Raw genomic sequence first — 21,830 nt, 5'->3', positions numbered from 1 at the left:
ACCAAGCATTTGGCCGGCCGTGACAAAGGGGCCGGCCAATGAGATATGTCGGCTTGTGGACAGGCAATTCGGAACGCGCCGAGGCCTAGCACCAGCGGCAGCGCCCCCACGATGCGCAGCAACCCGCGCATGATACGGCGCACCCTACAACACCAACAGCACATCCAGCACACCGGCAACCGACGCCACATCGGCAACCGCGGCAACCTCGACAGCCTCTGCAGCCGCGGCAACCACCGCATCCGCGCCATGCCAACTGCACGCGGCTACCGACGTTTTCCTTGTCGAAGAGATGGAAGGTGGCGAGGCTGACGTCGGCCATTTCCTCTTCATCGAGCGTGATTGCCTGACCCGGTACAAGGTTCGGCATATGCTGTACGTCGGGTGCCGGCACGGCCGATGCCGATGCGCCTCCCGCTAGCGAAAAAGTCAGGCCTGCCGCCCCGAACGCAGGCACGGCGACTTTGGTTACTCGCTTCTTCGTTTTAGAAGATCGCTTCGCCTGCCGCATGGTCGAACCTCCGTGCATTGCAAGAAGCATCCCAGCCGCGCTAACTCTACGCCCGGAAAATAGGGCAGGCAACAATTGCGCGCCCAAAAGCGTGGCGCCGCACGTTCAGAGTGTATTCATCTTCATGAACAGCATCGGCCCGACCCGTTGACACAGGGCATCACCGATCCACGTACATGGCGGGCGCGCACGGAGTGCAGCTTGGTGCGGTGCCGCAATCGCATCCAGGCTTGAACGGAGAGATCGGCGTGGCAGATCAACTCGGACGTTTCGCTTGGTACGAACTCCTGACCACGGATGTCGCGGCAGCAGGCGCATTTTATCGCAAGGCGGTCGGCTGGGGTTTGAAGGATGAGTCGACTCCGAAGCTGGCTTACACGGTGGTTCGCAGCGGCAGCGTTCCGGTCGGCGGACTTTTGGATATCCCGGACGAGGGGCGGAGATTGGGGGCAACGCCGAGATGGATGGGTTACGTCGCCGTCGATGACCTGGACGGGACCGCCGCACAGATCAGGCGTCTCGGAGGCACGATCTTTGTGCCGCCGACCGACACCAACATTGGCCGAATAGCAGTCGTTGCCGATCCGCAGAAGGCGACGTTCGGTCTGATCGAGGAACCGACACATGGCCGATCGAAGCCGGGCGGGCTGGACGAGCCGGGGCGCGTCGGTTGGCACGAGCTATTGGCCGGCGACCGGACCGTGATCTTCGATTTCTACAGAGCATTATTTGGTTGGCAGAAGGCCGACGCTCAAGCCGATCCAGCGGACTGGTATCAATTGTTTTCGGCGGACGGACAAACGGTCGGCGGCATGCTGACGAAACTTCCGAGCGTAGCGCAGCCATGCTGGCTGCATTACTTCAATGTCGACGACATCGGCGCTGCGACTAAGCAGGTGAATGCCGGTGGAGGCCGGATCCTCCAAGGTCCGATCGAATTGCCCGATGGCTGCTGGATCGCACGATGTGTCGATCCCCAGGGCGCCCTGTTTGCACTGCAGGGGGCCCGAGGTCAGGCGGGCATCGAGCCATCCTCGGCCTCGGAAGTCGGGTGGTCCGCCAAGTGGGGCGACGTTGCCTCACAGGGGAGAATTGTGCTGCCCAAGCCGAAGCGCTAGCTACAGCGCCTGCCCGGCGCCGGCGCGTCCTTCCAATAGGCCGCGCCGGGAGCAGGGGAGGCCTGCGAAAGACCGATCCGGCCCTGTCCGGCCCAAGTTCCCGTTGCGCCAGCCGACCCCGTGCGCTATCCGGCCGGAAAGGCCTGAGGCGGCTTCCATTTTCCCGCCGGCCAGCCAAACCGAGGACGGAAACCGCCATGCCAGCCTATCGCTCCCGCACCACCACCCACGGCCGCAACATGGCGGGTGCCCGCGGCCTCTGGCGCGCGACCGGCATGAAGGACGCGGACTTCGGCAAGCCGATCATCGCGGTCGTCAACTCCTTCACCCAGTTCGTGCCCGGCCATGTCCATCTCAAGGACCTCGGCCAGCTCGTCGCCCGCGAGATCGAGCAGGCCGGCGGCGTCGCCAAGGAATTCAACACCATCGCGGTCGATGACGGCATCGCCATGGGCCATGACGGCATGCTCTACAGCCTGCCGTCGCGCGAGCTGATCGCCGACAGCGTCGAGTACATGGCCAACGCCCATTGCGCCGACGGCCTCGTCTGCATCTCCAATTGCGACAAGATCACGCCCGGCATGCTGATGGCGGCGCTGCGGCTCAACATCCCCGCCGTGTTCGTCTCGGGCGGGCCGATGGAGGCCGGCAAGGTCAAGCTCCAGGGCAAGACCAAGGCCGTCGACCTCATCGACGCCATGGTTGCCGCGGCGGACTCCAAGGTCAGCGACGAAGACGTCAAGGTGATCGAGCGCTCGGCGTGCCCGACCTGCGGCTCCTGCTCGGGCATGTTCACCGCGAATTCGATGAACTGCCTGACCGAAGCGCTCGGCCTCGCGCTGCCCGGCAACGGCTCGGTGGTCGCGACCCATGCCGACCGTAAGCGACTGTTCGTCGAGGCCGGCCATACCATCGTCGATCTCGTCCGCCGCTACTACGAGCAGGACGATGCTTCGGTGCTGCCGCGCAACGTCGCGAACTTCAAGGCGTTCGAGAACGCGATGACGCTCGACATCGCGATGGGCGGCTCGACCAACACCGTGCTGCATCTGCTTGCGGCGGCTCACGAAGGGCAGGTCGCGTTCACCATGAAGGATATCGACCGGCTGTCGCGCCGCGTTCCCGTGCTCTGCAAGGTCGCGCCGTCGGTTGCCGACGTCCATGTCGAGGACGTGCACCGCGCCGGCGGCATCATGGGCATTCTCGGCGAGCTCGATCGCGCAGGCCTGATCGATACGTCGGTCTCGACCGTGCATGCGCCGACCATGGCTGACGCGCTGGAGCGTTGGGACATCAAGCGCTCCAAGAGCGAGGCGGTTCGCACCTTCTATCGCGCTTCGCCCGGTGGCATCCCGACGCAAGTCGCCTTCAGCCAGGAGCGTCGCTACGACGAGCTCGATGCCGATCGCGAGAAGGGCGTGGTGCGCGATCTTGAGCACGCCTTCAGCAAGGATGGCGGTCTCGCCGTGCTCTACGGCAACCTCGCCCAGGACGGCTGCATCGTGAAGACTGCCGGCGTCGACGCCTCGATCCTGAAATTCTCCGGCCCGGCGCGCGTGTTCGAGAGCCAGGACGCGGCCGTCGACGGCATTTTGGGCGGCAAGGTCGTCGCCGGTGAGGTCGTGGTCATCATCTACGAAGGCCCGCGCGGCGGCCCCGGCATGCAGGAAATGCTGTATCCGACCAGCTATCTGAAATCGATGGGCCTCGGCAAAGCCTGCGCGCTCGTCACCGACGGACGCTTCTCGGGCGGCTCGTCCGGCCTGTCGATCGGACATCTGTCGCCGGAAGCCGCCGAAGGCGGCAACATCGGCCTGGTGCGGACCGGCGACCTTATCGCGATCGACATTCCGAACCGCAGCATCACCCTTGAGGTTTCCGACGAGGAGCTCGCCAAGCGCCGCGCGGCGGAAGAGGCGAAGGGTGACGCCGCCTGGCAGGCGACGGGCCGCAAGCGCAACGTCTCCACCGCGCTCCAGGCTTACGCTGCGCTCACCACCAGCGCCGCGCGCGGCGCGGTGCGCGAAGTGAAGCGGCGCTCGAACTGAGCGCGGCTTTCGCGCGCGTGATCGCGAGTGCCGCGGTCGCGCATGGTCAACAAGTCCTGAATGGCCGGCGAAAGCCGGCCGTTCGCATTAAGGATGCCTCAACGAAGTTCGGCAGCTTAGGATTTTGCCGCGTATACTGCTGCGACCTTCGCAAATCCATTTCGGGCAACTGGGGCACCACCACAATGTCTCGTACTCTTGCTGTCGTTTTCTCAACAGCCGTGGCCGCGCTTTCCATGACGGGCGCAGCCTCCGCGGGCTGCTATAATTGCTACGCGCCGCCGCCGTGCCAGACCTGCTACCAGCAGCAATACGTCGCGCCGCAATACCGCACCGTCGACGAGACCGTGATGGTGTCGCCCGGCGCAACCGTCGCGCACCGTACGCCCGCGCAGTACCGCACCGTGATGGTGCCGCAGACTGTGATGGTCGCCCCGCCCGGCGTCCAGTACGAGCGCATCCCGCCGCAATACGCAACGCGCCAGCGCGTCGAGATGGTCTCGCCCGGCTATTCCTATTACGCCCCGGTGCAGATGGGCTGCGCGTCCTGCGGCTACTGAGCCAAGCCAGCAAGAACAATTCCATGCGGCGCTCCTCACGGGGCGCCGTTTTGCTTTGGGGGCAGCAAACGAGGCCCGGAAACGGAGGCGACTCCAAACCGGGCCTCGCAACCAGCGACGCCCTGGGAGATGTCGCCAGTGTCCGGGATTGCTGAGAAACCCAGGCTAAGGGAACAGGCTGACGCTCGCCTGACAGATCAGGGCGGTCGAGGGGGGACGAGGGGCCAACTTCGCGTTGCCTTGCGCCGTCGACTACGTTAAGCGACAGCCATTCCGGGTTTGGAAGGGTGGCCGAGTGGTTTAAGGCACCGGTCTTGAAAACCGGCGTGCCTGCAAGGGTACCGTGGGTTCGAATCCCACCCCTTCCGCCAGTCAAGTATATTTTTCAATGCCTTAGACGCTCCGCTCACCAAAAGCCACTAACCAATACCGTAGCAGACGCACGTGCCGAAGAGACCGACGGGTCAACTCCCCCTCCTATTTAGCCTGTTCGCTCAGCGTCCAGTTTTGCGCGCAAGGGTCGAAGACTAAAAAACGTAATGGCGGTGACGCTCGCAAAAATCAGTAAGAAAAATGGGCCGGACATAAAGGTGAGCCAGGCGGCAGCGAGGGGGGACAAGGGACACGCCGCGTTCCATGCACCCTCAGCGAGATAATACCAATTGACACCCGCCCCCAGAATCGATGCCATCATAAATGGCAGGTGGAACCGTTCTAGGGCTTTGGATGTTCGATCAAATTCGAGCGCCAGGTCTGATAGAACTGCCCTCCGTTCGGCGGCGTGAGCCGTTGCTATACTCGCGAGCACGTTGAACTCGGATTTCAGGTCGCTATCGAACTTTCGCGATAAAATCTCGAAGGGCGCGCGGAAGACGGACAACCCGATGCCGATGCCGACGCCTAATTGAAGCAGGCTGCCAAACTCGCCCAAATTCGCCATAAAAGCCCCCCGAATGCCATCACCAAGAGTTCTTAGAACGGTCCGAGAAAATCGGCAATTCGAGTTGAACGCGGTTGCACGTGCAACTGGGATTAGCGCGTCGCGGCTTCAGGAGTTCGAGTCGGGGAAACGCGAGCCCTCATTTAGGCAGATGGAGAGCTTGGCCTCCACGTACGGACTGCCGAGCTATCTGCTTGGTAGCGACGCCATCCCCAATTTGCCAGAAGCACCTACGGACTTCAGACGTCCAAACCCAGGACCGGGCCACTTGTCACCTGACGGCATGCGACGCATCTGGAGCGCGGCACAAGCTGGTCAACTAACTCAGCAGCTGCTTGGAGCCACAGAAGCCCCTTTGGCGACTTGGGCAGACACGGTACCCAAGGGCGAGCCATCCTCTAAGCTCGCGGAAGATCTACGAGCGTATTTCGACGAGTGGTTCGCAAAAAGGGAAAAGGCGTTTCGTTTTACGGGCAGGGCCGAGCAAAATTTTTTCTCTGCTTTCAGATTGTTTTTGGAAGCTCAGGGCACGACCGTAAGAGTGAACGATGCGCCTGCAGAGGACTACCTTGGTTTTTATTTGTCAGACGATGAAATTGCGCCAACTATCTTCATTAACCGCAAAACATCAGCACCGAAGGCTCAGCTATTCACTCTCATCCATGAATTTGCTCACCGAGCTATGGGACTAACGGGCGTTTCCGACCCTTTTAAACTTAGAAATCAGACAGAGCGCCGGTGCAACCATTTCGCCGCCGAATTCCTCGCGCCTGCCTCTGCGTTCAAGGCGATTGTTGAACAACAACCGAAGCCTGTCCGCTCGGACGCTTTCAAGCTTGTCGACTCCGTGTCACGTGCATCTTTGCTTAGCAAGCACGCATCTGCCATCCGACTTTTAGAGACAGAGTATATCGATCAAAAGCAACTGAATGGTTGGCTCAAATTTCGGCAGCAACTTACGTCGCGGGACTTAAAAGACGAAGAGTCAGACATCACCGGCGACGTGTTTGGCGTGCCGCACGCGAAGCGGGTCGGAGAGTTGGGCTACTTGCCCGTCTATCTCGCTAAACGCGCCCTTGATCGCAAGCTTATGTCGAGCGTCGATATTGTAAAAAGTATTGCTCTCTCGCAAACGCTTCAAGACCGGGCGTTCTCGTTTGCGCAACGTCGCATGGACGTGGCGGTGTCATAGTGACAATTCCATGCCTTCCAGGTTGGCTGATCGATTTTGAAACAGCACAAAACATCTTCGACGCTCAAAACAACGCTCGAATTGTCCAATGTCAAAAGCTGTGTTCTAGCGGCGTACTCCACATTTGCCATAGCGAAGAAAAATTGTTTAAGGAACACGCAGCGCTAAGGGCTCCGTTCTTGGAGGATCAGAACTGCATCTGTTATCCAACTGCTGAAATCTGGGCACAGTGCGCTAATGTTTCAAATAGTCCAAAGTGCGCGAAATTGGTGCCGGGAAATCAGTCGGCCATTTATCTAACTGCCATTGCGTCATGTAGGCAGTACGGGTTGATTTCGGATAACAGATCTATTTTTTTTACAACAGTTTATGACCTGTGCACGCACTTTGGCGTGCCTGCGTTTTCTGCAGACGAATTTTTCATTTAGCTCAGCGATCCGAAAGCTGCGAGCGGCAAACCGGTCGATTGGTCAATCGTTTTCGTGAGTGGCATAAATTCGTAAGTCATTCCAACAGAAAGGGCGGTTGATGTTTCCGCGTACGCTCTCAATTCAGAATAAGGACTGGCAGCAGCACAGCCGCTGCGATTTCGGATGGGGGATACTTTGGCGCTTTCTGATTTGACCGTTGATGCAATCCGGCAAGCGATCACGGAATTCGACAACATTGGGCGCGATGCCTTCTTGCAGAGGTACGGCTACGGCAAGTCCCGCGGCTATTTCCTCCGCCACAACGGAAGCAACTACGACAGCAAGGCAATTGTCGGGGCCGCGCATGGCTATGTCGCTGGTCGTCAGGCCCTTGCGGCCAATGAATTTAGCGGAGGCGACAAGACCGTAGCTAAACGTCTGCGTGACCTAGGTTTTGAAGTGCTCGAACCTTCGGACACCCCTAGCGTCGGCATCCCGTTCGAAGTTGGAAATGTCTACCATCGCCAGAATGACATCCATCAAGTTTTTGGCGGCCAAGAGCGCGGTGGCATAGCTACCCCTGGCGATTGCCCGTTTGTTTTTCTATTCACCGGAGAATCGGGCGAGCAATTTGGTTATTCAGATGGCTGGCGACCTGACGGGGTCTTTGCTTACACCGGAGAAGGTCAAAAAGGCGATATGACGTTTGTCCGCGGCAATCGCGCAATCCGCGACCACATGGCCGATGGTCGTGACCTGCTGCTCTTTGAGGCCATGAAGACTAAGGGAAACTATCGCTTCATGGGCTGTTTTGCGTTTGCGGGTTGGGAAACAGTCAAAGCTCCAGACCGCGACAAACAACAACGAAACACAATCGTCTTTGAGCTTGTTCCGGTCCCGGACAGTGGTCCGGCCCCGCATGTAGAACCAATAGAAGCAAATCTTCGGGACAAATCGCTAAACGAGCTCCGTTCGTTAGCGCTCGCTGCGGCCGCAACGCCGAGGACCCCGTCAAAAGAGTCACAACGAACCTATTACGCCCGTAGCGCTAAAGTGAAGGCTTACGTTCTGAAGCGGGCAAACGGGCATTGCGAAGCATGCAAGAAACCTGCGCCATTCCTGAGGAGTGACGGCACTGCGTATTTAGAGCCGCACCACATCAAGAGGGTCGCAGATGGCGGCCCAGACCATCCCCACTCCGTTGGTGCGGTCTGTCCGACCTGCCATAGGCTTATTCATCACGGCGATGGGGGCGCCAAACTCAACCGCGAGCTCGAAAAATATGTTCTAGAGATTGAGCAGGTCCAAGAGTTGGGAAGCGCTGTCAAATAGCAGCGGCCGCCCTGCGCTAACGGTTAGTTGCTCTGGTGAGTGACCGCAACTTATGAACCATTTCAAATCGAACGGCGGAGCATGGGTCCGCCGCTCATCCGCTTCAGCGCGCTTTCCAGACATGGCCGCGCCTCGCGCGATAGTCTGCCACGGGCAACAAGGCGACATTCGCGGCGATCACAGTCTGCACGTGGCTATCGGCGGTTCGGACAGTTGGAAGCTAGCCAACTATTGTCCGCGGCACCTGTGATGCAGGGACCGAACGGACCATGATACGCGTCCGAATCTTTTGAGGGCGGTCCCGTATAAACGCCGCCGCCGGGGCCATCATAGAGGCCGCCCCCCGGTCCTGTGTACAAGCCTCCTCCCGGACCGGAATACATGCCGCCGCCCGGACCAGAATAAAGACCGCCGCCGGGACCAGAATAGAGACCGCCACCGGGGCCAGAATAAAGCCCTCCACCCGGTCCGGAATAGAGACCGCCGCCGGGACCAGAATAACAAGCACCTCCGGGGCCGGTGTAGCCAAAACATCCAGCTGCATTTCCTGGGCTGCAAAGTAGAACGCTCGCCACTACAACGACAACGCTCACGAATTTCATGTTTCGCCCCGGGGCCTCGAATTAATCGCGTCCGAACGCGGAATGGATGTTGTCTTTACACCGGTCTGCGCCTCAAGAATGTTGTGGAACTGCCGCAGCATTCCTAAAAGGTGCAGGCTTTTGGTCATAAATCTTTCGAACCGCCACGGCTCAAAATACTCGCCGATTACACTATCGGTGTCCTCTGCAAATTTGTGCCAGACCACCCACGGCTTTTCATTGGTCATTGTCCATGCGCCGTGAACCATAAGGTTTCGGTCGTCGGCGAGTTGTCGAACGGTCTCCTTTAGCGCATCAAGTTTTAGACCCGGCTCCGCTTGCTCGACCGCCTCGATGATGTCGACGAAATTTTCTTTAGTCGGGGCGCGCGCGATTCTGAGCCTTTGCTTTAGGTCAGCATTACTCATTATCCATGCAATTTCGATCAACTCTTGCTCTATGCGCCCGAACACAATCACAGCGTCGGCAAGGGCGAGCTTTACCTGATCCGGTATTTCCTGCGAAAGCCGGAGTCCTTCGGGCATAGGGGTATGCATGATGACCTCTGACCGCCACGCGGTGGCGCGGCGATTCGCGCCCATGGCCTCTCTTTCAAATTGTCGCCCCAAGTTGACCCGCGCGCAATTCTTGATTTTTACACCCAAACCATAGCTGCGCGAGGTCCGCTCCGGGTCATAAGCCGCCGATGAACGACCGAACGGGTAGCTTCCGCTTTATAACCGAAAGCCGCCGTTTAGAGTACACGCCCCTATTTAGCCCGGAGTGAACGATGCGACTTGCGTGTTCGACGCTGTGATGATCTGGGCCGGCCAGTCTTGCTTCAGGCTGGGAGCGAATTCGGCGTGTTGCAGAAGCCGCACAAGGTCATCAAGCGCGCTTTTGTCACGCAGGAAGGTTAGCACCGGGACCGGTCCGCCGACATTGCGGTTTTCGATCGTGCGGTCGAGAGCGGCGAGGTTCACGTAGGCAGTCTTCAGCGCATCAACTGCGCTGGCATATGCCGCACCGGCAGCGGCTCGCTGCGTGATCAGTTGTGACAGTGTGCTCATTTGGTGGCTCTCCTATGCAGCAATGTGGCTGCACAAGATCGGCGGTTCGAGCCGGACGGTCAAAAATGGCAGATCAAGATCAGAAGGGATTACTAGGCGTCACGAGCGGTCATGAACGGTCATCGGGCAGATATCGCGTGACGATTTCCACAGTCATATAAACCGCAATGGCTAGACGCTTTGGTGAGTGCACTAAATTGGTGAGCGATGACAATGCACAGGGTGGAAGGCGCGTCCGCTTGCTTTGGACAATCCCCGATGGCCTGCATACGTCCAGCATGACCATCCGGGATGCTTGAATCGACAGGTGCTCGCTGCCGGGACATTCAATTAGCGTTCGTCCGATAAACCGCGTCGCTGTTTCCACTCAACCATTTCATGCAAAATCGTCAAAAAGGCGCGCGCACGGTCGCGTGGAGTAATCGTTTCGAGCCAGTCGAGCGCATCGTTTTTCTGGTTGGTGTACTCTTCGAACAATAGTGCAAGCTCGCGAGCTTTGAATGCGCCGCCCGGATTGTTTTTGCGCATGGAATGAAACGTAATGATCTTGAGAAACGTTTCAGCGTTGATTAACAGATTGTCATGACCAAGAGCATCTTTAGCGATGCGAAACGGTTCGGCCATCCCGCTCAATATCAATGCCTCTACGCGTTGAATGATTGGTCGCTTGTTTGCTTCATACTGACCGTGCCTCCGGTCGAATTCCTTTGCCGTTACGAAAAATCTAAACGTTGATGGCATCGACTGCCATGTGTACGGATCGATTTCAGGACCGAACGTGTAGATGATCGGCGTAGGATGCTCCACGCGGATCATGTGCCAACCTTCGGGAAGTCTCTCAACGTTGTTCATCGCAAAACTCCATATATCGCCGAGCCGCAGTGTCATCTGTATCGATCAAGAGCACTTTTGGCGTTTCGCCGAAAAGTGCTGCGGCGATCGCTCTAGTTAGTTGCGGGCCGTATCCGCGAAGTGTCATTGCGTAGGCGTTACCGGGGTCGCCATCCGGATCGATATCGTTGTCCGCGATAAATGCTGACATGCGTTCAACATAGCGGTCGTATTGGGCACGATCAGTTTCGTTCAACGCATCGAGACGCGCTTCCAACGAGTGTTTCGGACGCACAATTGCGATGATCGCGCTCAGTCGTTTCCGATCTCGTTCAAGTAAAAGCGCGGTCATCGCGGCTGTAGTTTTTCCAAAATCTCATTCATAATCTCGCGATGTTCAGCAAGTTCGCTGATTGCCTTGCTGGCTTTCTTGACTGCAACGAGTGCGGCCGACTGTTCAGGCGAGAGATCGCCATCGTTGAGCGCCTTCTCAACGTCTTCCATCTCGGTCCCATGCATCGGAATAGTCAAACCAGATGGAAGGGTGAGCCGGGCAATTAACTCAGCAGCCCATCTCTCACGATTGTCCAACGCGTCCGAAATTGCCTGCGCGGCACGCGGGATCATGGCAATTATGAGCGCAGAAAAATCCCGTTGGTGGCGAGATTTCGCGCCGTAGGGTCGTCCAATATTGCCGGTGCCTTTTGTAAAGCGTCCCTTGCCATCGCGACCGTTATTATCGGGTGGCATCGGGAGCGGCGCGACGTTGCTCATCTTCAAACCCAAATCACTGCGATGTTATGAGACGAACACCATCTCACAATATCGGCCGTCCGCGTAAGCGATGCATTCCCGACGCGCGTCGGCGCGGGCAGTCCATAAAGCTTTACCCACAGATGAATAACGCCGCGCGACCTTCCAAGCGCTTCCCGTAGGCTTGCGGCGTCAATCATCGGCGCAGTCGGCAACACGACGCTGTGCGGAAAGTTCGGACGGGGGCCGGGCATCAGAAATAGTCTCGATTGAGCCTGAGCGTGCGGTGTGCGTCCGACCGCACGCTCAGGCATGAACCGGCGTCGTTCGCGCTAAGCCGGAACATTCTTGTTGGGGGATGCGGCAGCGATCAGTGACCGCATGTGATCAGCGTGAAGTTCAAGCCTCGCTCGATCACCGTGCTTCTTTAGCAATTCGCGGATGTGGTCGAGATGCGAAATGCCTGCTTCGCGGTGTTGTTCGTTGGTCATCATCGCCATGGTGATGGTTCCTCTAATGTTGGACGATTGAAAGACGGCCTGTCCGTTAGCCGATTAAGTTGCGATATTGCCCAGTAACGAGCAAGTTGTAAGCCTGATCGCGGGGCAAATCGGTGCAAAGCGCAACAAGGTCCACAGTTGCGCGAAGCGTGTCGGAGACGTGCGCAACCGTGTCGGCGCGCGTGTTGAGCGTGTTGACGGCTTTACGTGCTGCCGACATCGCTGCTTCGACATTTGGCCCTGTCTTAAGAGGTTCCGAAAAATCGGGTTGTGATGGATAATCGCTCTGTAGGCCAGTGCGATCGATATGGCGTTTGAGCATGTATTTTTCGGTGATCTGCTTCTGCATTTCGGCCGGTACATCCCGGTAGGCTTCCGTTTCGATCAACGCGGCAAGCCCTTCCGTCGATAGCCCGTCGATCAACGCGCTCTTGTTGCCAATGCCCTGGGCGGCGTCCCATCGGGCCAAAGCCCTTTGCCGAATATGGAGGGTCGCAGCGTTCGCCGGGTCAACACTGAGTGCGGTAGCGCGCGCCATCGCGATCTGCTGGCCTTCCTTTCGTCCGTCGCTCTGTGTCGCTGCGAACGTCTTGGAGACCACATTCGCGACACCGGCCCGCAACTGTTCGGCGCGAGCGGTTGCTTTGAACTGAGCATCGGCGTTGTTCACGACGCCGGTGATATCGCCAAGCCGGGCCGCGAGATTGGCGACCGCCTTGGAAAGGGCGCTACCCTGTTCAAGCGAGGGTATATGCACGACGACGCTGCGGCCGTCCTCGTGACTGAGTGTGAAGATCGTACCGCGCGACGTGTCCGCCTGTTTCATTTCCATGTTGCAATTCCTTATCTCTGAACTTGCGCCGCTTCGGGCCGCTGTGAACGCGTCCCGAGTTAGAATGTTCGGCAGAGCGCTGACAAGATCATGAGTCCGGGCGACGCGGAGCGTAGCCACAACGCTCGTCGATAGGAGTTTCGAATTAGGTTGCGGTGGTCCGTGGCGCAATTGCGGTGAAGCGCTGTTCTGTTGCGATCGTCCGTGGCGCTATCGATTGGGCCTACAAATTGAGTTGCGATGGTCGGGACAGGCGAGCCGTTCAGTTTGTCCACAGGGGAATTTAGATCACCAGCATAGATGTCGTTTGGCTAGTGATCGTGGTGAGTACAGGGACCATCGCAATCATCATCGCAATCAATTCAGTTATTTAGAAGCAGACCACGGCGGAAGAAGCATCCGCTTGGGATTGCGGCGATCTGTTTTGAACACTGCCCGCGTCGATTATAACGACGAGACCGAAAGCAGGTCTGCAATAGTTGTACTGGGGCGGGGCATCATGAAACTAATCGGCGTAATTCTGTTGGTGGTGTTCGCAACAACCGCAGTGCTGTTCGTCATCACGTTTATACAAACCGCGAGCGAGCTAGAACACTTCCGCGCTGATTGCCGACAACTTTCCGAAAACCGCTTCAGAGGCGAAACGGCGTGGCACTGCAATGACGACATCACATACTTCAAAGATCCGAACGGGCAAATCATCAGTCGGGTTGGCAACCGAAACAGTCGGCCGAAGTACTAGTTTTAGAGTTGCTACGCGCGGCGCTGCAATGCTGTGATCGCGCTATGACGCGGAAACAATCATAGCGTCACTTTCTCCCTTATTTTGCTGCGTTTTTCGACTGTCCGCTATGATCGCTATGATCCTTCCTATTCTGAAATAGAAAAATAGAAGAGCCCGTCCATAATTACATAATTCTGGGCCATGCGCCGTCCTACAGTAGGGCCGGGTAGGGGGCGAATTGCAGCGATCGTAGCGATCATAGAATACGTGAGTCGTTTCAGAGACTTGTGGGCGCTATGATCGACGCTACAATCATTATTCGATCGCGGCGCCGAAATTGCATAAATTATGGCGATCAGTCATAGCCTTGAGCGCGCCCGTAATTGGCGACATCAGCATTTTCATCGACGTTCCACAGAACGCCGCGCTTGCTCGGATCATCCGCGAAGTAGGCTCGTCCGGCTTGCCCGCGATGATGATATTGGAGATTACCGATCGCGTTGCCAAGCGTGCGAGCCGCAACGGGTTTGCCGCCGCGTTCGCGAAGAAGCCGGGCCACGGCGGCTGTGCTTATCCAACCGCCCCGGAAGCCCTGCAAGCCATCGTTTACAGCTTCCGCAATTAGCTGTTCCAGCCAACCGCGACTTTCGATCAGCGCTTCGGCCGTGCTTGTCGTCTTCGGCGCGCGCATTGGGATCGCGCCACATTCGATCGGATAATTTAGCAGGTAGTTCGCGACAATCTTCAAGCCCGTCCTGTGTCCGCCGTTCTGTTCGTTGCCAAGCCAATAGTAGAGACCGTTAAAATAGTCGTCGTTCATTCCGCGCGATGTAAGATCACCCAAGGTTTGAAGAGGGCTATAGAATATCGCGAAGCGTCGTCCATTCGCGTGAATCGGGATCGCGTCCTTATGATTGGTAAAGAACAGCCAATTGCCCGGCGTATCGCCCATCTTTTGATTGATGTTCTTACCTTCGATTTCGAGTTCTGTCTCTGTAATGAACGGCTTGAGCGTTTCGACCATATCGCGCTTCTCATCGGTCTTGATCTCATCGACCAAGAAAAACAACTTTCCTTCCATCCACCCGTTAAATTTGCTCCCGCTATCGTTCAGTTGCTTCGCCTTCGGCTGGTAAAAGTACTGCGTGTCGATGACGTGGCGCATTACCTGCTTGAACACGTTCTTTCCAATACCCTCTGTCGATTGGATCAGCGGTGACCAGGGTATTTTGTGTCCCGGAAAGCGAGCGTTGTGCGCCAAGAAGTCGATCAGTGTACGTTGGTCGTGTGCATCTGGTAGCACTAAAGCAATATGCCGCAAGAACGGCATTGCATCACCATCCATGCGTTCAATAGTTGCCGGAATGTAGGTGTTGATATAGGTGCGAGACAAGCCATCGGTGATGATCTCGCCTGTTACCTGTCGCGGTCTAAAGCACGTTCCATCAACTGTTGGAATGCGCCATAACCGCGAGTTGGTCGCGGCTTCCCAAGGCTTGTTGACCGTCTTTCCTAACCCATCGACGACGAAATTCTTGCCGCCGTATGTGCTGTTGAAGCTTCCAACGTCGTAACGGATACCTCGGGGGCCGAAGATTGTGTTTTCCGGACCGATCAACACACAGCCCTTAAACCATTCGCGTTGCTCGCTATCGGTCAGCAATTCGCCAACAGGCACCGGCATTGATTCCTGCGGCTCATGCGGCATTGGTAGCGGGTTAGATTGGCGCTCTTGCTCCTGAAGCTTTTCGCCGAACAGACGCAGCGCATGCAGATTGCCGTTGCGTCGCTCTAAAGACGGCCACCCGACCTCCGTGTTGCGCACACTGTTCCAGTTCTTTTTCAGATAGGCAGGCGTCGGTTTGCTTCCATCTTCAAGCGTGTATTGCATCGACCATTGCGACCAAGCCTGAATTAGCTGATCTTCGCTCGCCCAATTCCACGCGGCTTGCTTCCATGCCGCGGTGAAGCCGATCCATTCCGAACGGTCTAAGTCATTCGGATTGGTTTCAGCGAGTGCGCGCAGACACCAATCCCAGCCCGGCGCTTGCATTTTCTTTTCACCAAGCGGATAGCGTTCGCCAGTGCTGTCAAACACGTTGACGCCAGCAAGAGCGATTTCCAACATTGCGGGATCGATCGGGTTGCCGAAGCCGCCTAACGCCCAACACGTGACTAGATGCGGATTATTTTGGTCTTTGAGGTGTAATGTTCCGGGTAGTCTCAACACTCTTGAGGCGTCTATAACTCGCTTATCGCCGTCAAACAGGGTGCGAAGTTTGCGCTGGAGTAGGGTAAATTTCTCACGATCGGGGTGTTGATGGGTTTGCCAATAGACGTGCCAGCGTCCCGGGGACGATTGCACAGCGAACGATGGTGGCGGGTTGAATTGCGTTGCGCGATCGTAATTCTGTTGGGCGCTTAGACTGTCCAAATCGATCGCTTGGCACCGAATGGCTTTGACGTTGGCGATCTCGTATCGGCCGCTGCCGTCCATGGCGTTGATGCAACAGAACACCCCATATCCTAACGCCTGCCAACTGATGATTTCAGCCCATAACTGCGGTAACGTTCCCCGCCTTGGAATGGCTGCTAGGTCTTTCCTTGCGTCGTGGATCAAACGAATATCGACGATCGCGGTGTTTGCATCGTTGCCAGTCAGCGCGCCGATGAACGCGAGGGCTTGCTCATAGCTTTGCAGCAGCGGGCCGCTGTCGAATGCGCGCAGGGCAATACGGTGCAGCGGCGCGCAACGGTTGAGATGCGACGCGTGGTCGTGTATAAGCATTCTGCTTTCCTAGAAGCGAAGAGTTAGCTAGAGGCCCTGCCAAGGTCGCAACTTGGCGGGGCCTATTTCTCTGCGGCGGATGAACGTTCCGCCCTGTGCTTTGAGACAGTTCGCAAAATTGCCGCCACTAACCGGAACGACTAGCCGTCCGCTGTGGCGAGGGCCGCTTTACGCCGGTTCGCGATATAGTTCTCGATGTCGCTGGCGAGATAGCCAACCCGACGCGGGCCTAAGGGGATCTTGGGGGGGAAGCCGTGACCTGCTTTGGCGTAGCGGCGCAGCGTTGGCGCTGAGATAGTAAGGCGCTGGCAAACCTGATCGGTAGTCAGGATAGTCGTGTTGTCCTGGGGCATCGGAGCGGGGTCCTGCTTTGAATTGATGGGCATTGCAGGGCATCCACCCACGCACGCTGCGTCTTTACCGCAACTTAGGCCATCCGACCCTTACGCCGCTGTCATCCGACTGCGCGACCGGCTAAGCACTCTCATATTCGCTCACGATGCGTCAAAAAGAAAAAGCCCGCGAACGGGCTTCTTCCGGGGATTATACACAATCAGCTTTCAGGCGATCAGCTTTTCCCATTTCGCTTTGTACGTTGGTGCGTCCGTTAGGAGGTAATCGCACCATTGTTGCATTAGATCGCGACGACGGTCGAATGCATTGCCCCGGCGATAGGCTCGCTTGGTCTTGTTCTTGATAGTGTGCGCGAGTGCCATATCGGTGATCACGTCCGGATGCATAGTTGTATCTTCCGCCCAGTCTTGGAACGTTGATCTAAAACCATGCACCGTGAAGCCTTCGCGCATTCCGCGTAGCATCTCCAACATGCTCATGTCGCTAAGCGGCTTGCCACGCTTCATGCCGGGGAATACGTAGGGGTTTTCATCGATCGTTGGCAGCGCCCGCAATAACTGAACAGCGGCATCCGACAAAGGGACGCGGTGTTCAACGCCCGCTTTCATACGTTGCGCAGGGATGATCCAGATAGCATTGTCTAGATCGAATTCGGTCCGTTGCGCGTTTAGCGTTTCGTTCGTGCGCGTTGCGCAGAGAATTGTCAGCATCAATGCCTTTGCGCTGTAATCGGGCTTCTCCCGCAGTTCGATCATGAATGCGGGAACTTCCTTCCAATCCATCGCGTCGAAATGGCCCCTCGATTGCTTGCCATTCAGCCAATGTTCAAGGTGATCTTTCCATTGCGCCGGGTTGTGATGGTTGATCCAAATTTCGCGCGTCTCGGGATTGGTTATCCCTTTCGCCTTTGCAGCACCGATCACGGTCTCAATTCTCATACGCACTCGCGATGCTGTTTCGCGCGCGCCTGTCCAAAGTGTGCCTTTCTTTCCCGCGCGCTCGTGATCCTGTCGCAGAACGTCCAACACGTTATCAGTCGTGATTTCGTGGGGGAGTAACTTGCCGATGATCGGGTATGCATAAGTTTCCAGCGTGTTTTCCCACTGCTGGCGGTGTTTGGGATTTTTCCAGCCGTCCTTGTGTTGGGCGATGTAGTCGCGCGCTACTTCCTCGAATGTATCAAGGGCTGTTCGACTGACCGTCGTGGCCGCCGTAGCGGTCGCGGTGTTCTCCGCGTCTCGTTCGGCCAACGGGTCGCGTCCTGCCTTGATCAGCTTTCGGAGTTCCGCGGCCTGCCATTCAAGGGCCTTCAGTCCGGCTGCATCGATCTGCTGGTATTGCTGTAAGGTCATCAGCCGCCGACGGCCCGCTACCGTGGAATAGCGGAGCGCCCAGAAGGCTGAACCGCTTTTGGCGACCGCAAGGCACAGCCCGCGTTCATGCGCCCACATGCCCGGCTGAGCGGCTTGGACAAGGGCTTGAATCGTTTTAAGTGTGAGACCTTTTCTAGGGCTTGCTGGCTGGGCTCTATGGGGATTTGGTGCGTGCACTGCTGGCGACCTCGCTGGTTAATCGCCACGCTAGACATTCACCTTTCCGAGTTCACCACCGCTCTTTGCGCCTGTTTCCTCATGATTGCTCATGATCGTCTAAGCTTGGGGATATCGAAACATGCTCAGTGAGTTAGGTGCGCTCATGATCGCTAGTGACATCGCGTGGCGCCACAACGCTACGGTCACCCCTTCCGCCATACGATCGGTCGGGCGTTCCCGGGCAGGTAATCGGTGAACCAGACGTCCAATCCGGCCGCGCTCGACAAGCTCAAGCTTCGTATCCAGGCGTTGCGCGCCAAGACGATCGCCAATGGCTGCAGCGAGGAAGAGGCGCTGTCGGCCGCCGCCAAGGTCGCCGAGCTGCTGGATCGCCACGATTTGTCGCTCTCCGACGTCGACCTGCGGGCGTCGCCGTGCGAACGGAGGGTCTTTGAGACCCATCGCAAGAAGCGAATTCCTCTGGACGATTGCATCGGCGCGATTGCTCATTTCTGCGATTGTCGGGTCTGGCGCGAGAAGAATGCGGCCGGCGAGAGCAGCTATGTGTTCTTTGGTCTCGGCGCGGATGTCGAGGTCGCGCATTATCTGGCGGAATTGATCGACGGCGCCGTGCGCGCCGAGCTTGGTCGCTTCAAGACCTCGGTCGACTACAGCAGGTTCCGGCACCAGGAGCGGCATCTGGCCAATGCCTCCTTCGCGCTCGGCATGGTGGCGTCAATCGCGGACAGGCTGCAGGCGATCAAGGCCGGTCGCGATCAGGTCAACGAAAGCACCGGTCGCGGGCTGGTCGTGCTCAAGACCTCGGTGGTCGATGCCGAATTCGACAAGCTCGACCTCAAGCTCCGGACCCAGCGCAGCACCGGCCGGATGGTGTCGATGGCGGCCTATGAAGCCGGCGGCGCCGCGGGCGGGTCGCTGGCCATCAATCCCGGCCTTGGCGAGGCGCAGTCAGGGACCACTCCCAAAGGACGCTGATCGCATCGGGGCAAGGGACGATGCGCCGATGTATTTCGGAATAATAGCAGTATACCCCTGTTTTGCCCGACGTGCCAAAGGGCCTTGCGGGGGTGGGACGCCCAAGCTGTTGATCCCAAACGCATTGGCTACTGTGCATGGGGTTGTTTTCGAAAATTCCAGCGGGCCGCGCCGAAATGCCCGCTCGTCGGCGTTAAGCCGGCGCGCGCAAAGAAATAGGTCGAGCCGGCTCTCGATGGCGCCTCTAACTATCTGATATTTCGTTTCTTTATTCGGTTGCGGCAGGGCTTCCGGTTCGGTTCGGGGAACTCTTTCGCTGCGTCCGCGTTGTCTTGCCATGACCGAAGATCTTTCCTTCCGACGCAAACCCTTGACCCCCGAACAGCGTCAGGCGCGCGATGCGGCACGCCGGATCGAGGCTGAAAAGGCCATGCGCGACCACGAGGAGGCGCAGAAGCAGTTCTACGCCAACAAGGAACGGCTGCGGGCCGAGCGGCTCGCACGCGAAGCAGCGACGGCAAAGGACTGACCGAACGCGGTCGCCGCGCCAGAACCTCCGGATGGATATTCCAGCCGGGCCGGATCTAGTGCCGTTGCGTCGTGCTGAAGGCGAGCTTGAGCGCCTGGACGGCGCCTGCCAATGCCCCGCGGGGCGATTGGGCCTCGATCGCTTCGGCTGCGATGCGGCAATCGTCGGCGACCTTGAGCAGTCCGTGTCGTGCAAGGTCCATGGTGGAGAGGGCGGCCTGCTCCAGGCAGACCCGTTCAAGCCGTCGAAACTCCCGCAGCTCTCTGTTCATGCGTCAGCTCTCGATGTCCCCGGGCTATGCGGCGCTGAGTCCACTTAACAAAGAGTAAACGCTTTCCTGTAGCCGGTCTGGCTGGCGCGGAGCTGGCCGGCTGCCGTGATGGCCGGGCCTGCCGCAAGCGGCGGGCTTGACGGCGTTTGGCTTCCGCCGGAAGATTCAAATGATCCTCAACTGACGTGAAAGACGGAGACGTTCGCTCCCAGCCAGTCCGATCCGCAGCAGCGAAAACGAAATGGAGCTGACCATGACCACGTTCGACAAGCGCGAGCAGGGCTTTGAAGCCAAATTCGCCCACGACGAGGAGCTCATATTCAAGGCCACGGCCCGGTCGAACAAGCTGCTCGGGCTCTGGGCCGCCGGCCAGCTCGGGCTCAGCGGCGATGCCGCCAAGAGCTATTCCACGGCGCTGGCGACGGACCATCTGGAGAGCCGGACGATGGACGAGGTCCTGGACAAGGTGTCAGGCGATCTCGCCGCCAAGGGGGTGGCGCGCGAGCAGGTCGCCGCGAAGTTCCAGGAATGCCTGCATCAGGCCATTCAACAACTCGAAGCCAAAGAGTGAGCGCCGCGCAGTTAGGCGCTCACAGCTCCATGTGGACGATCTCGATGGGCTCGCCGCCGAGGCTGTGAGAGAACTGCCCTCTGCCAGGCGGTCGGACGCAAGGTGAGCGGGCTGGTCCTACTCGGCATGCTTGTTGCGCATTCCGGAGTCGCTGAGTTTGTCGACATAGGCGATGCCGAGCGCCGAGACGATGAAGGTGATGTGGATCAGCACCTGCCACATCACGCCGGTCTCGGTGAAGCCGGCGCGGTTCGAGCCGAGATTGCCGGCCTCGATGAAGGTGCGGAGCAGTGCGATCGAGGAGATGCCGATGATGGCCATGGCAAGCTTGATCTTCAGCACGCTCGCATTGACGTGGCCGAGCCATTCCGGCTCGTCGGGATGGCCCTGGAGATCGAGCCGCGAAACGAACGTCTCGTAGCCGCCGACGATGACCATCACCAGCAGATTGGAGATCATCACGACGTCGATCAGCGCCAGCACGCTCATCATGATCTGCTGTTCGGTGAGATCGAGGGCGTGCCAGGACAGATGCCAGAGCTCCTTGAGGAACAGCGCGATGTAGACGCATTGCGCCACGATCAGTCCGAGATAGAGCGGCAGTTGCAGCCAGCGCGAGCCGAAGATGATCATCGGCAGCAGGCCGAGGCGCGGCGAGGGCGGGCGGGCTTCGGTCGTGGGGGCAGGCTCAACCGACATTCAGGCAGCATCCTCGCATCGAGATGATCGCTTTCATGTAGCCCGACAAGATGGTCGGCGGAAGACGCGCGGTGCGCTTGCAGCCTTCCAGGGATCGTGCCGTTTCGTGCTACCGTGCCGGGCGGCCGTCGCGACGGCCTGGATCGCGGGAGGCGGGACGTGCGGAGCGGCTTTAGCAGTGGGCCCGGGAGGATCGCGCTTGTTGCGGCGATAATGATGCTTGGCGGGGGCGAGGTGTCGGCTACGCCGTTGACGCCGTTTCGCTACGAGGCGCAAGCGCAGCGCCATTGTCCGCATGACAAGGTGGTCTGGCTGGATTTCAGGAAGGGCGTCTACTACGCCAGGGGCCAGAAGCGATACGGCCAGGGTTTTGACGGCAGCTTCGTCTGCCTCGGCGAGGCCCGCGACAGCTTCTATCGTCGCTCGCTGCTCGGCCTGCGCTGAGCGGCGCGCGTCGGAGCGCGAAAACGATCCGGCCTATTTCCGGTCGGGCAGCTTCACCGGGATATGCGGGGAGGTGCTGATGACCCTGGGACTTCCGTCCGGATAGGTCCGGCCGCCGCGGATCAGCGACTCCAGGACCAGGAAGAATTTCTCGGCAAGCATTGCGTCACCTTCGTTGGTGATGGCCTCTTGAAATGAGTCGAGGCGCCGAACGCGGAAATTCAATCAACTAAACGGGAGCGGG

General features: G+C 58.3%; 24 protein-coding genes and 1 tRNA gene. 11 read left to right on the top strand and 14 right to left on the bottom strand.

Features of this window, described 5'->3' with window-relative positions; genetic code table 11:
• The first annotated feature begins 759 nt into the window (after positions 1–759).
• The 4 genes from AAFG50_RS21705 to AAFG50_RS21690 all read left to right on the top strand — a co-directional run bounded on the left by AAFG50_RS21705 (position 760) and on the right by AAFG50_RS21690 (position 4,608).
• Entirely contained in the window at positions 760–1,629 is an 870-nt protein-coding gene (locus AAFG50_RS21705) for a VOC family protein (RefSeq protein WP_231166481.1), read from the top strand.
• A gap of 197 nt (positions 1,630–1,826) precedes the next feature.
• Positions 1,827–3,677, top strand: a complete 1,851-nt coding sequence (gene ilvD, locus AAFG50_RS21700; RefSeq protein ID WP_028174015.1) for a dihydroxy-acid dehydratase — start codon at positions 1,827–1,829, stop codon at positions 3,675–3,677.
• Between the two features lie 236 nt (positions 3,678–3,913).
• Positions 3,914–4,237 carry a hypothetical protein gene (locus tag AAFG50_RS21695; protein WP_038967435.1) on the top strand — a complete coding sequence of 108 codons (324 nt, stop codon included), beginning with the start codon at positions 3,914–3,916 and terminating at the stop codon, positions 4,235–4,237.
• 281 nt (positions 4,238–4,518) lie between these two features.
• Positions 4,519–4,608, top strand: a tRNA-Ser gene (locus tag AAFG50_RS21690).
• A gap of 110 nt (positions 4,609–4,718) precedes the next feature.
• Here the strand turns inward: AAFG50_RS21690 and AAFG50_RS21685 are convergent.
• Positions 4,719–5,177: a hypothetical protein gene (locus AAFG50_RS21685; protein WP_028174017.1), complete on the bottom strand. Its 459-nt coding sequence runs from the start codon at positions 5,175–5,177 to the stop codon at positions 4,719–4,721.
• Positions 5,178–5,445: 268 nt separating this feature from the next.
• Between AAFG50_RS21685 and AAFG50_RS21680 the strand changes: the two genes are divergently transcribed.
• Together AAFG50_RS21680 and AAFG50_RS21675 are read left to right on the top strand one after the other, a co-directional pair.
• Positions 5,446–6,369 (top strand): ImmA/IrrE family metallo-endopeptidase, encoded by a 924-nt coding sequence (locus AAFG50_RS21680; protein WP_231166480.1) that lies wholly within the window; start codon positions 5,446–5,448, stop codon positions 6,367–6,369.
• Between the two features lie 593 nt (positions 6,370–6,962).
• Complete coding sequence (locus AAFG50_RS21675) at positions 6,963–8,111, top strand: HNH endonuclease signature motif containing protein (protein WP_028174019.1); 1,149 nt, start codon at positions 6,963–6,965, stop codon at positions 8,109–8,111.
• Positions 8,112–8,709: 598 nt separating this feature from the next.
• On the opposite strand, the gene AAFG50_RS21670 is transcribed toward AAFG50_RS21675, so the two are convergent.
• The 7 genes from AAFG50_RS21670 to AAFG50_RS21640 form a co-directional block, all read right to left on the bottom strand.
• The gene (locus AAFG50_RS21670) at positions 8,710–9,294 is read right to left on the bottom strand and encodes a hypothetical protein (RefSeq protein ID WP_028174021.1); all 585 of its coding nucleotides are present in this window, start codon (positions 9,292–9,294) and stop codon (positions 8,710–8,712) included.
• A 171-nt stretch (positions 9,295–9,465) separates the two neighbouring features.
• Complete coding sequence (locus tag AAFG50_RS21665; protein ID WP_028174022.1) at positions 9,466–9,762, bottom strand: hypothetical protein; 297 nt, start codon at positions 9,760–9,762, stop codon at positions 9,466–9,468.
• A gap of 330 nt (positions 9,763–10,092) precedes the next feature.
• Positions 10,093–10,614 (bottom strand): hypothetical protein, encoded by a 522-nt coding sequence (locus tag AAFG50_RS21660; protein WP_131234211.1) that lies wholly within the window; start codon positions 10,612–10,614, stop codon positions 10,093–10,095.
• Positions 10,601–10,945, bottom strand: coding sequence for a hypothetical protein (locus tag AAFG50_RS21655; protein WP_028174024.1), 345 nt, complete (start codon positions 10,943–10,945; stop codon positions 10,601–10,603). Before AAFG50_RS21655 ends, AAFG50_RS21660 begins: the two co-directional genes overlap by 14 nt.
• A complete protein-coding gene (locus tag AAFG50_RS21650; protein WP_131234212.1) occupies positions 10,942–11,367 on the bottom strand; it encodes a hypothetical protein in 426 nt (141 codons plus the stop codon). Before AAFG50_RS21650 ends, AAFG50_RS21655 begins: the two co-directional genes overlap by 4 nt.
• A gap of 311 nt (positions 11,368–11,678) precedes the next feature.
• Positions 11,679–11,846 (bottom strand): hypothetical protein, encoded by a 168-nt coding sequence (locus AAFG50_RS21645; protein WP_166466010.1) that lies wholly within the window; start codon positions 11,844–11,846, stop codon positions 11,679–11,681.
• A gap of 46 nt (positions 11,847–11,892) precedes the next feature.
• Positions 11,893–12,678, bottom strand: a complete 786-nt coding sequence (locus AAFG50_RS21640) for a hypothetical protein (RefSeq protein WP_028174026.1) — start codon at positions 12,676–12,678, stop codon at positions 11,893–11,895.
• A gap of 307 nt (positions 12,679–12,985) precedes the next feature.
• Here AAFG50_RS21640 and AAFG50_RS21635 point away from each other — a divergent pair, with 307 nt between their 5' ends.
• Entirely contained in the window at positions 12,986–13,420 is a 435-nt protein-coding gene (locus AAFG50_RS21635; RefSeq protein ID WP_131234213.1) for a hypothetical protein, read from the top strand.
• A gap of 337 nt (positions 13,421–13,757) precedes the next feature.
• On the opposite strand, the gene AAFG50_RS21630 is transcribed toward AAFG50_RS21635, so the two are convergent.
• From AAFG50_RS21630 to AAFG50_RS21620, 3 genes are all read right to left on the bottom strand, one after another.
• Positions 13,758–16,190, bottom strand: coding sequence for a DUF5906 domain-containing protein (locus AAFG50_RS21630; protein ID WP_028174028.1), 2,433 nt, complete (start codon positions 16,188–16,190; stop codon positions 13,758–13,760).
• Between the two features lie 140 nt (positions 16,191–16,330).
• Positions 16,331–16,576 (bottom strand): helix-turn-helix domain-containing protein, encoded by a 246-nt coding sequence (locus tag AAFG50_RS21625; RefSeq protein ID WP_080668163.1) that lies wholly within the window; start codon positions 16,574–16,576, stop codon positions 16,331–16,333.
• A 174-nt stretch (positions 16,577–16,750) separates the two neighbouring features.
• Entirely contained in the window at positions 16,751–17,995 is a 1,245-nt protein-coding gene (locus AAFG50_RS21620) for a site-specific integrase (RefSeq protein ID WP_028174029.1), read from the bottom strand.
• 333 nt (positions 17,996–18,328) lie between these two features.
• On the opposite strand from AAFG50_RS21620, the gene AAFG50_RS21615 reads away from it, so the two are divergent.
• Both AAFG50_RS21615 and AAFG50_RS21610 read left to right on the top strand, forming a co-directional pair.
• Complete coding sequence (locus tag AAFG50_RS21615) at positions 18,329–19,072, top strand: DUF2786 domain-containing protein (RefSeq protein ID WP_028174030.1); 744 nt, start codon at positions 18,329–18,331, stop codon at positions 19,070–19,072.
• Between the two features lie 337 nt (positions 19,073–19,409).
• Positions 19,410–19,601, top strand: coding sequence for a hypothetical protein (locus tag AAFG50_RS21610; protein WP_028174031.1), 192 nt, complete (start codon positions 19,410–19,412; stop codon positions 19,599–19,601).
• Between the two features lie 55 nt (positions 19,602–19,656).
• Here AAFG50_RS21610 and AAFG50_RS21605 read toward each other — a convergent pair whose 3' ends face one another.
• Positions 19,657–19,872, bottom strand: coding sequence for a hypothetical protein (locus tag AAFG50_RS21605; protein ID WP_028174032.1), 216 nt, complete (start codon positions 19,870–19,872; stop codon positions 19,657–19,659).
• Between the two features lie 253 nt (positions 19,873–20,125).
• Between AAFG50_RS21605 and AAFG50_RS21600 the strand changes: the two genes are divergently transcribed.
• A complete protein-coding gene (locus AAFG50_RS21600; RefSeq protein ID WP_038967566.1) occupies positions 20,126–20,443 on the top strand; it encodes a DUF1476 domain-containing protein in 318 nt (105 codons plus the stop codon).
• A gap of 117 nt (positions 20,444–20,560) precedes the next feature.
• On the opposite strand, the gene AAFG50_RS21595 is transcribed toward AAFG50_RS21600, so the two are convergent.
• A complete protein-coding gene (locus AAFG50_RS21595; protein WP_011087294.1) occupies positions 20,561–21,142 on the bottom strand; it encodes a TIGR00645 family protein in 582 nt (193 codons plus the stop codon).
• Positions 21,143–21,355: 213 nt separating this feature from the next.
• On the opposite strand from AAFG50_RS21595, the gene AAFG50_RS21590 reads away from it, so the two are divergent.
• Positions 21,356–21,586, top strand: coding sequence for a hypothetical protein (locus AAFG50_RS21590; RefSeq protein WP_085966842.1), 231 nt, complete (start codon positions 21,356–21,358; stop codon positions 21,584–21,586).
• A 33-nt stretch (positions 21,587–21,619) separates the two neighbouring features.
• On the opposite strand, the gene AAFG50_RS21585 is transcribed toward AAFG50_RS21590, so the two are convergent.
• Positions 21,620–21,748, bottom strand: coding sequence for a hypothetical protein (locus tag AAFG50_RS21585; protein WP_256380384.1), 129 nt, complete (start codon positions 21,746–21,748; stop codon positions 21,620–21,622).
• Between the last annotated feature and the right edge of the window lie 82 nt (positions 21,749–21,830).

It is taken from the genome of Bradyrhizobium sp. B039 (assembly GCF_038965675.1).
In the GTDB taxonomy this organism is placed as follows: domain Bacteria; phylum Pseudomonadota; class Alphaproteobacteria; order Rhizobiales; family Xanthobacteraceae; genus Bradyrhizobium; species Bradyrhizobium diazoefficiens.
The sequence above is the reverse complement of the archived record's forward strand: the minus strand, read 5'-3'. Positions and strand labels throughout refer to the sequence as shown.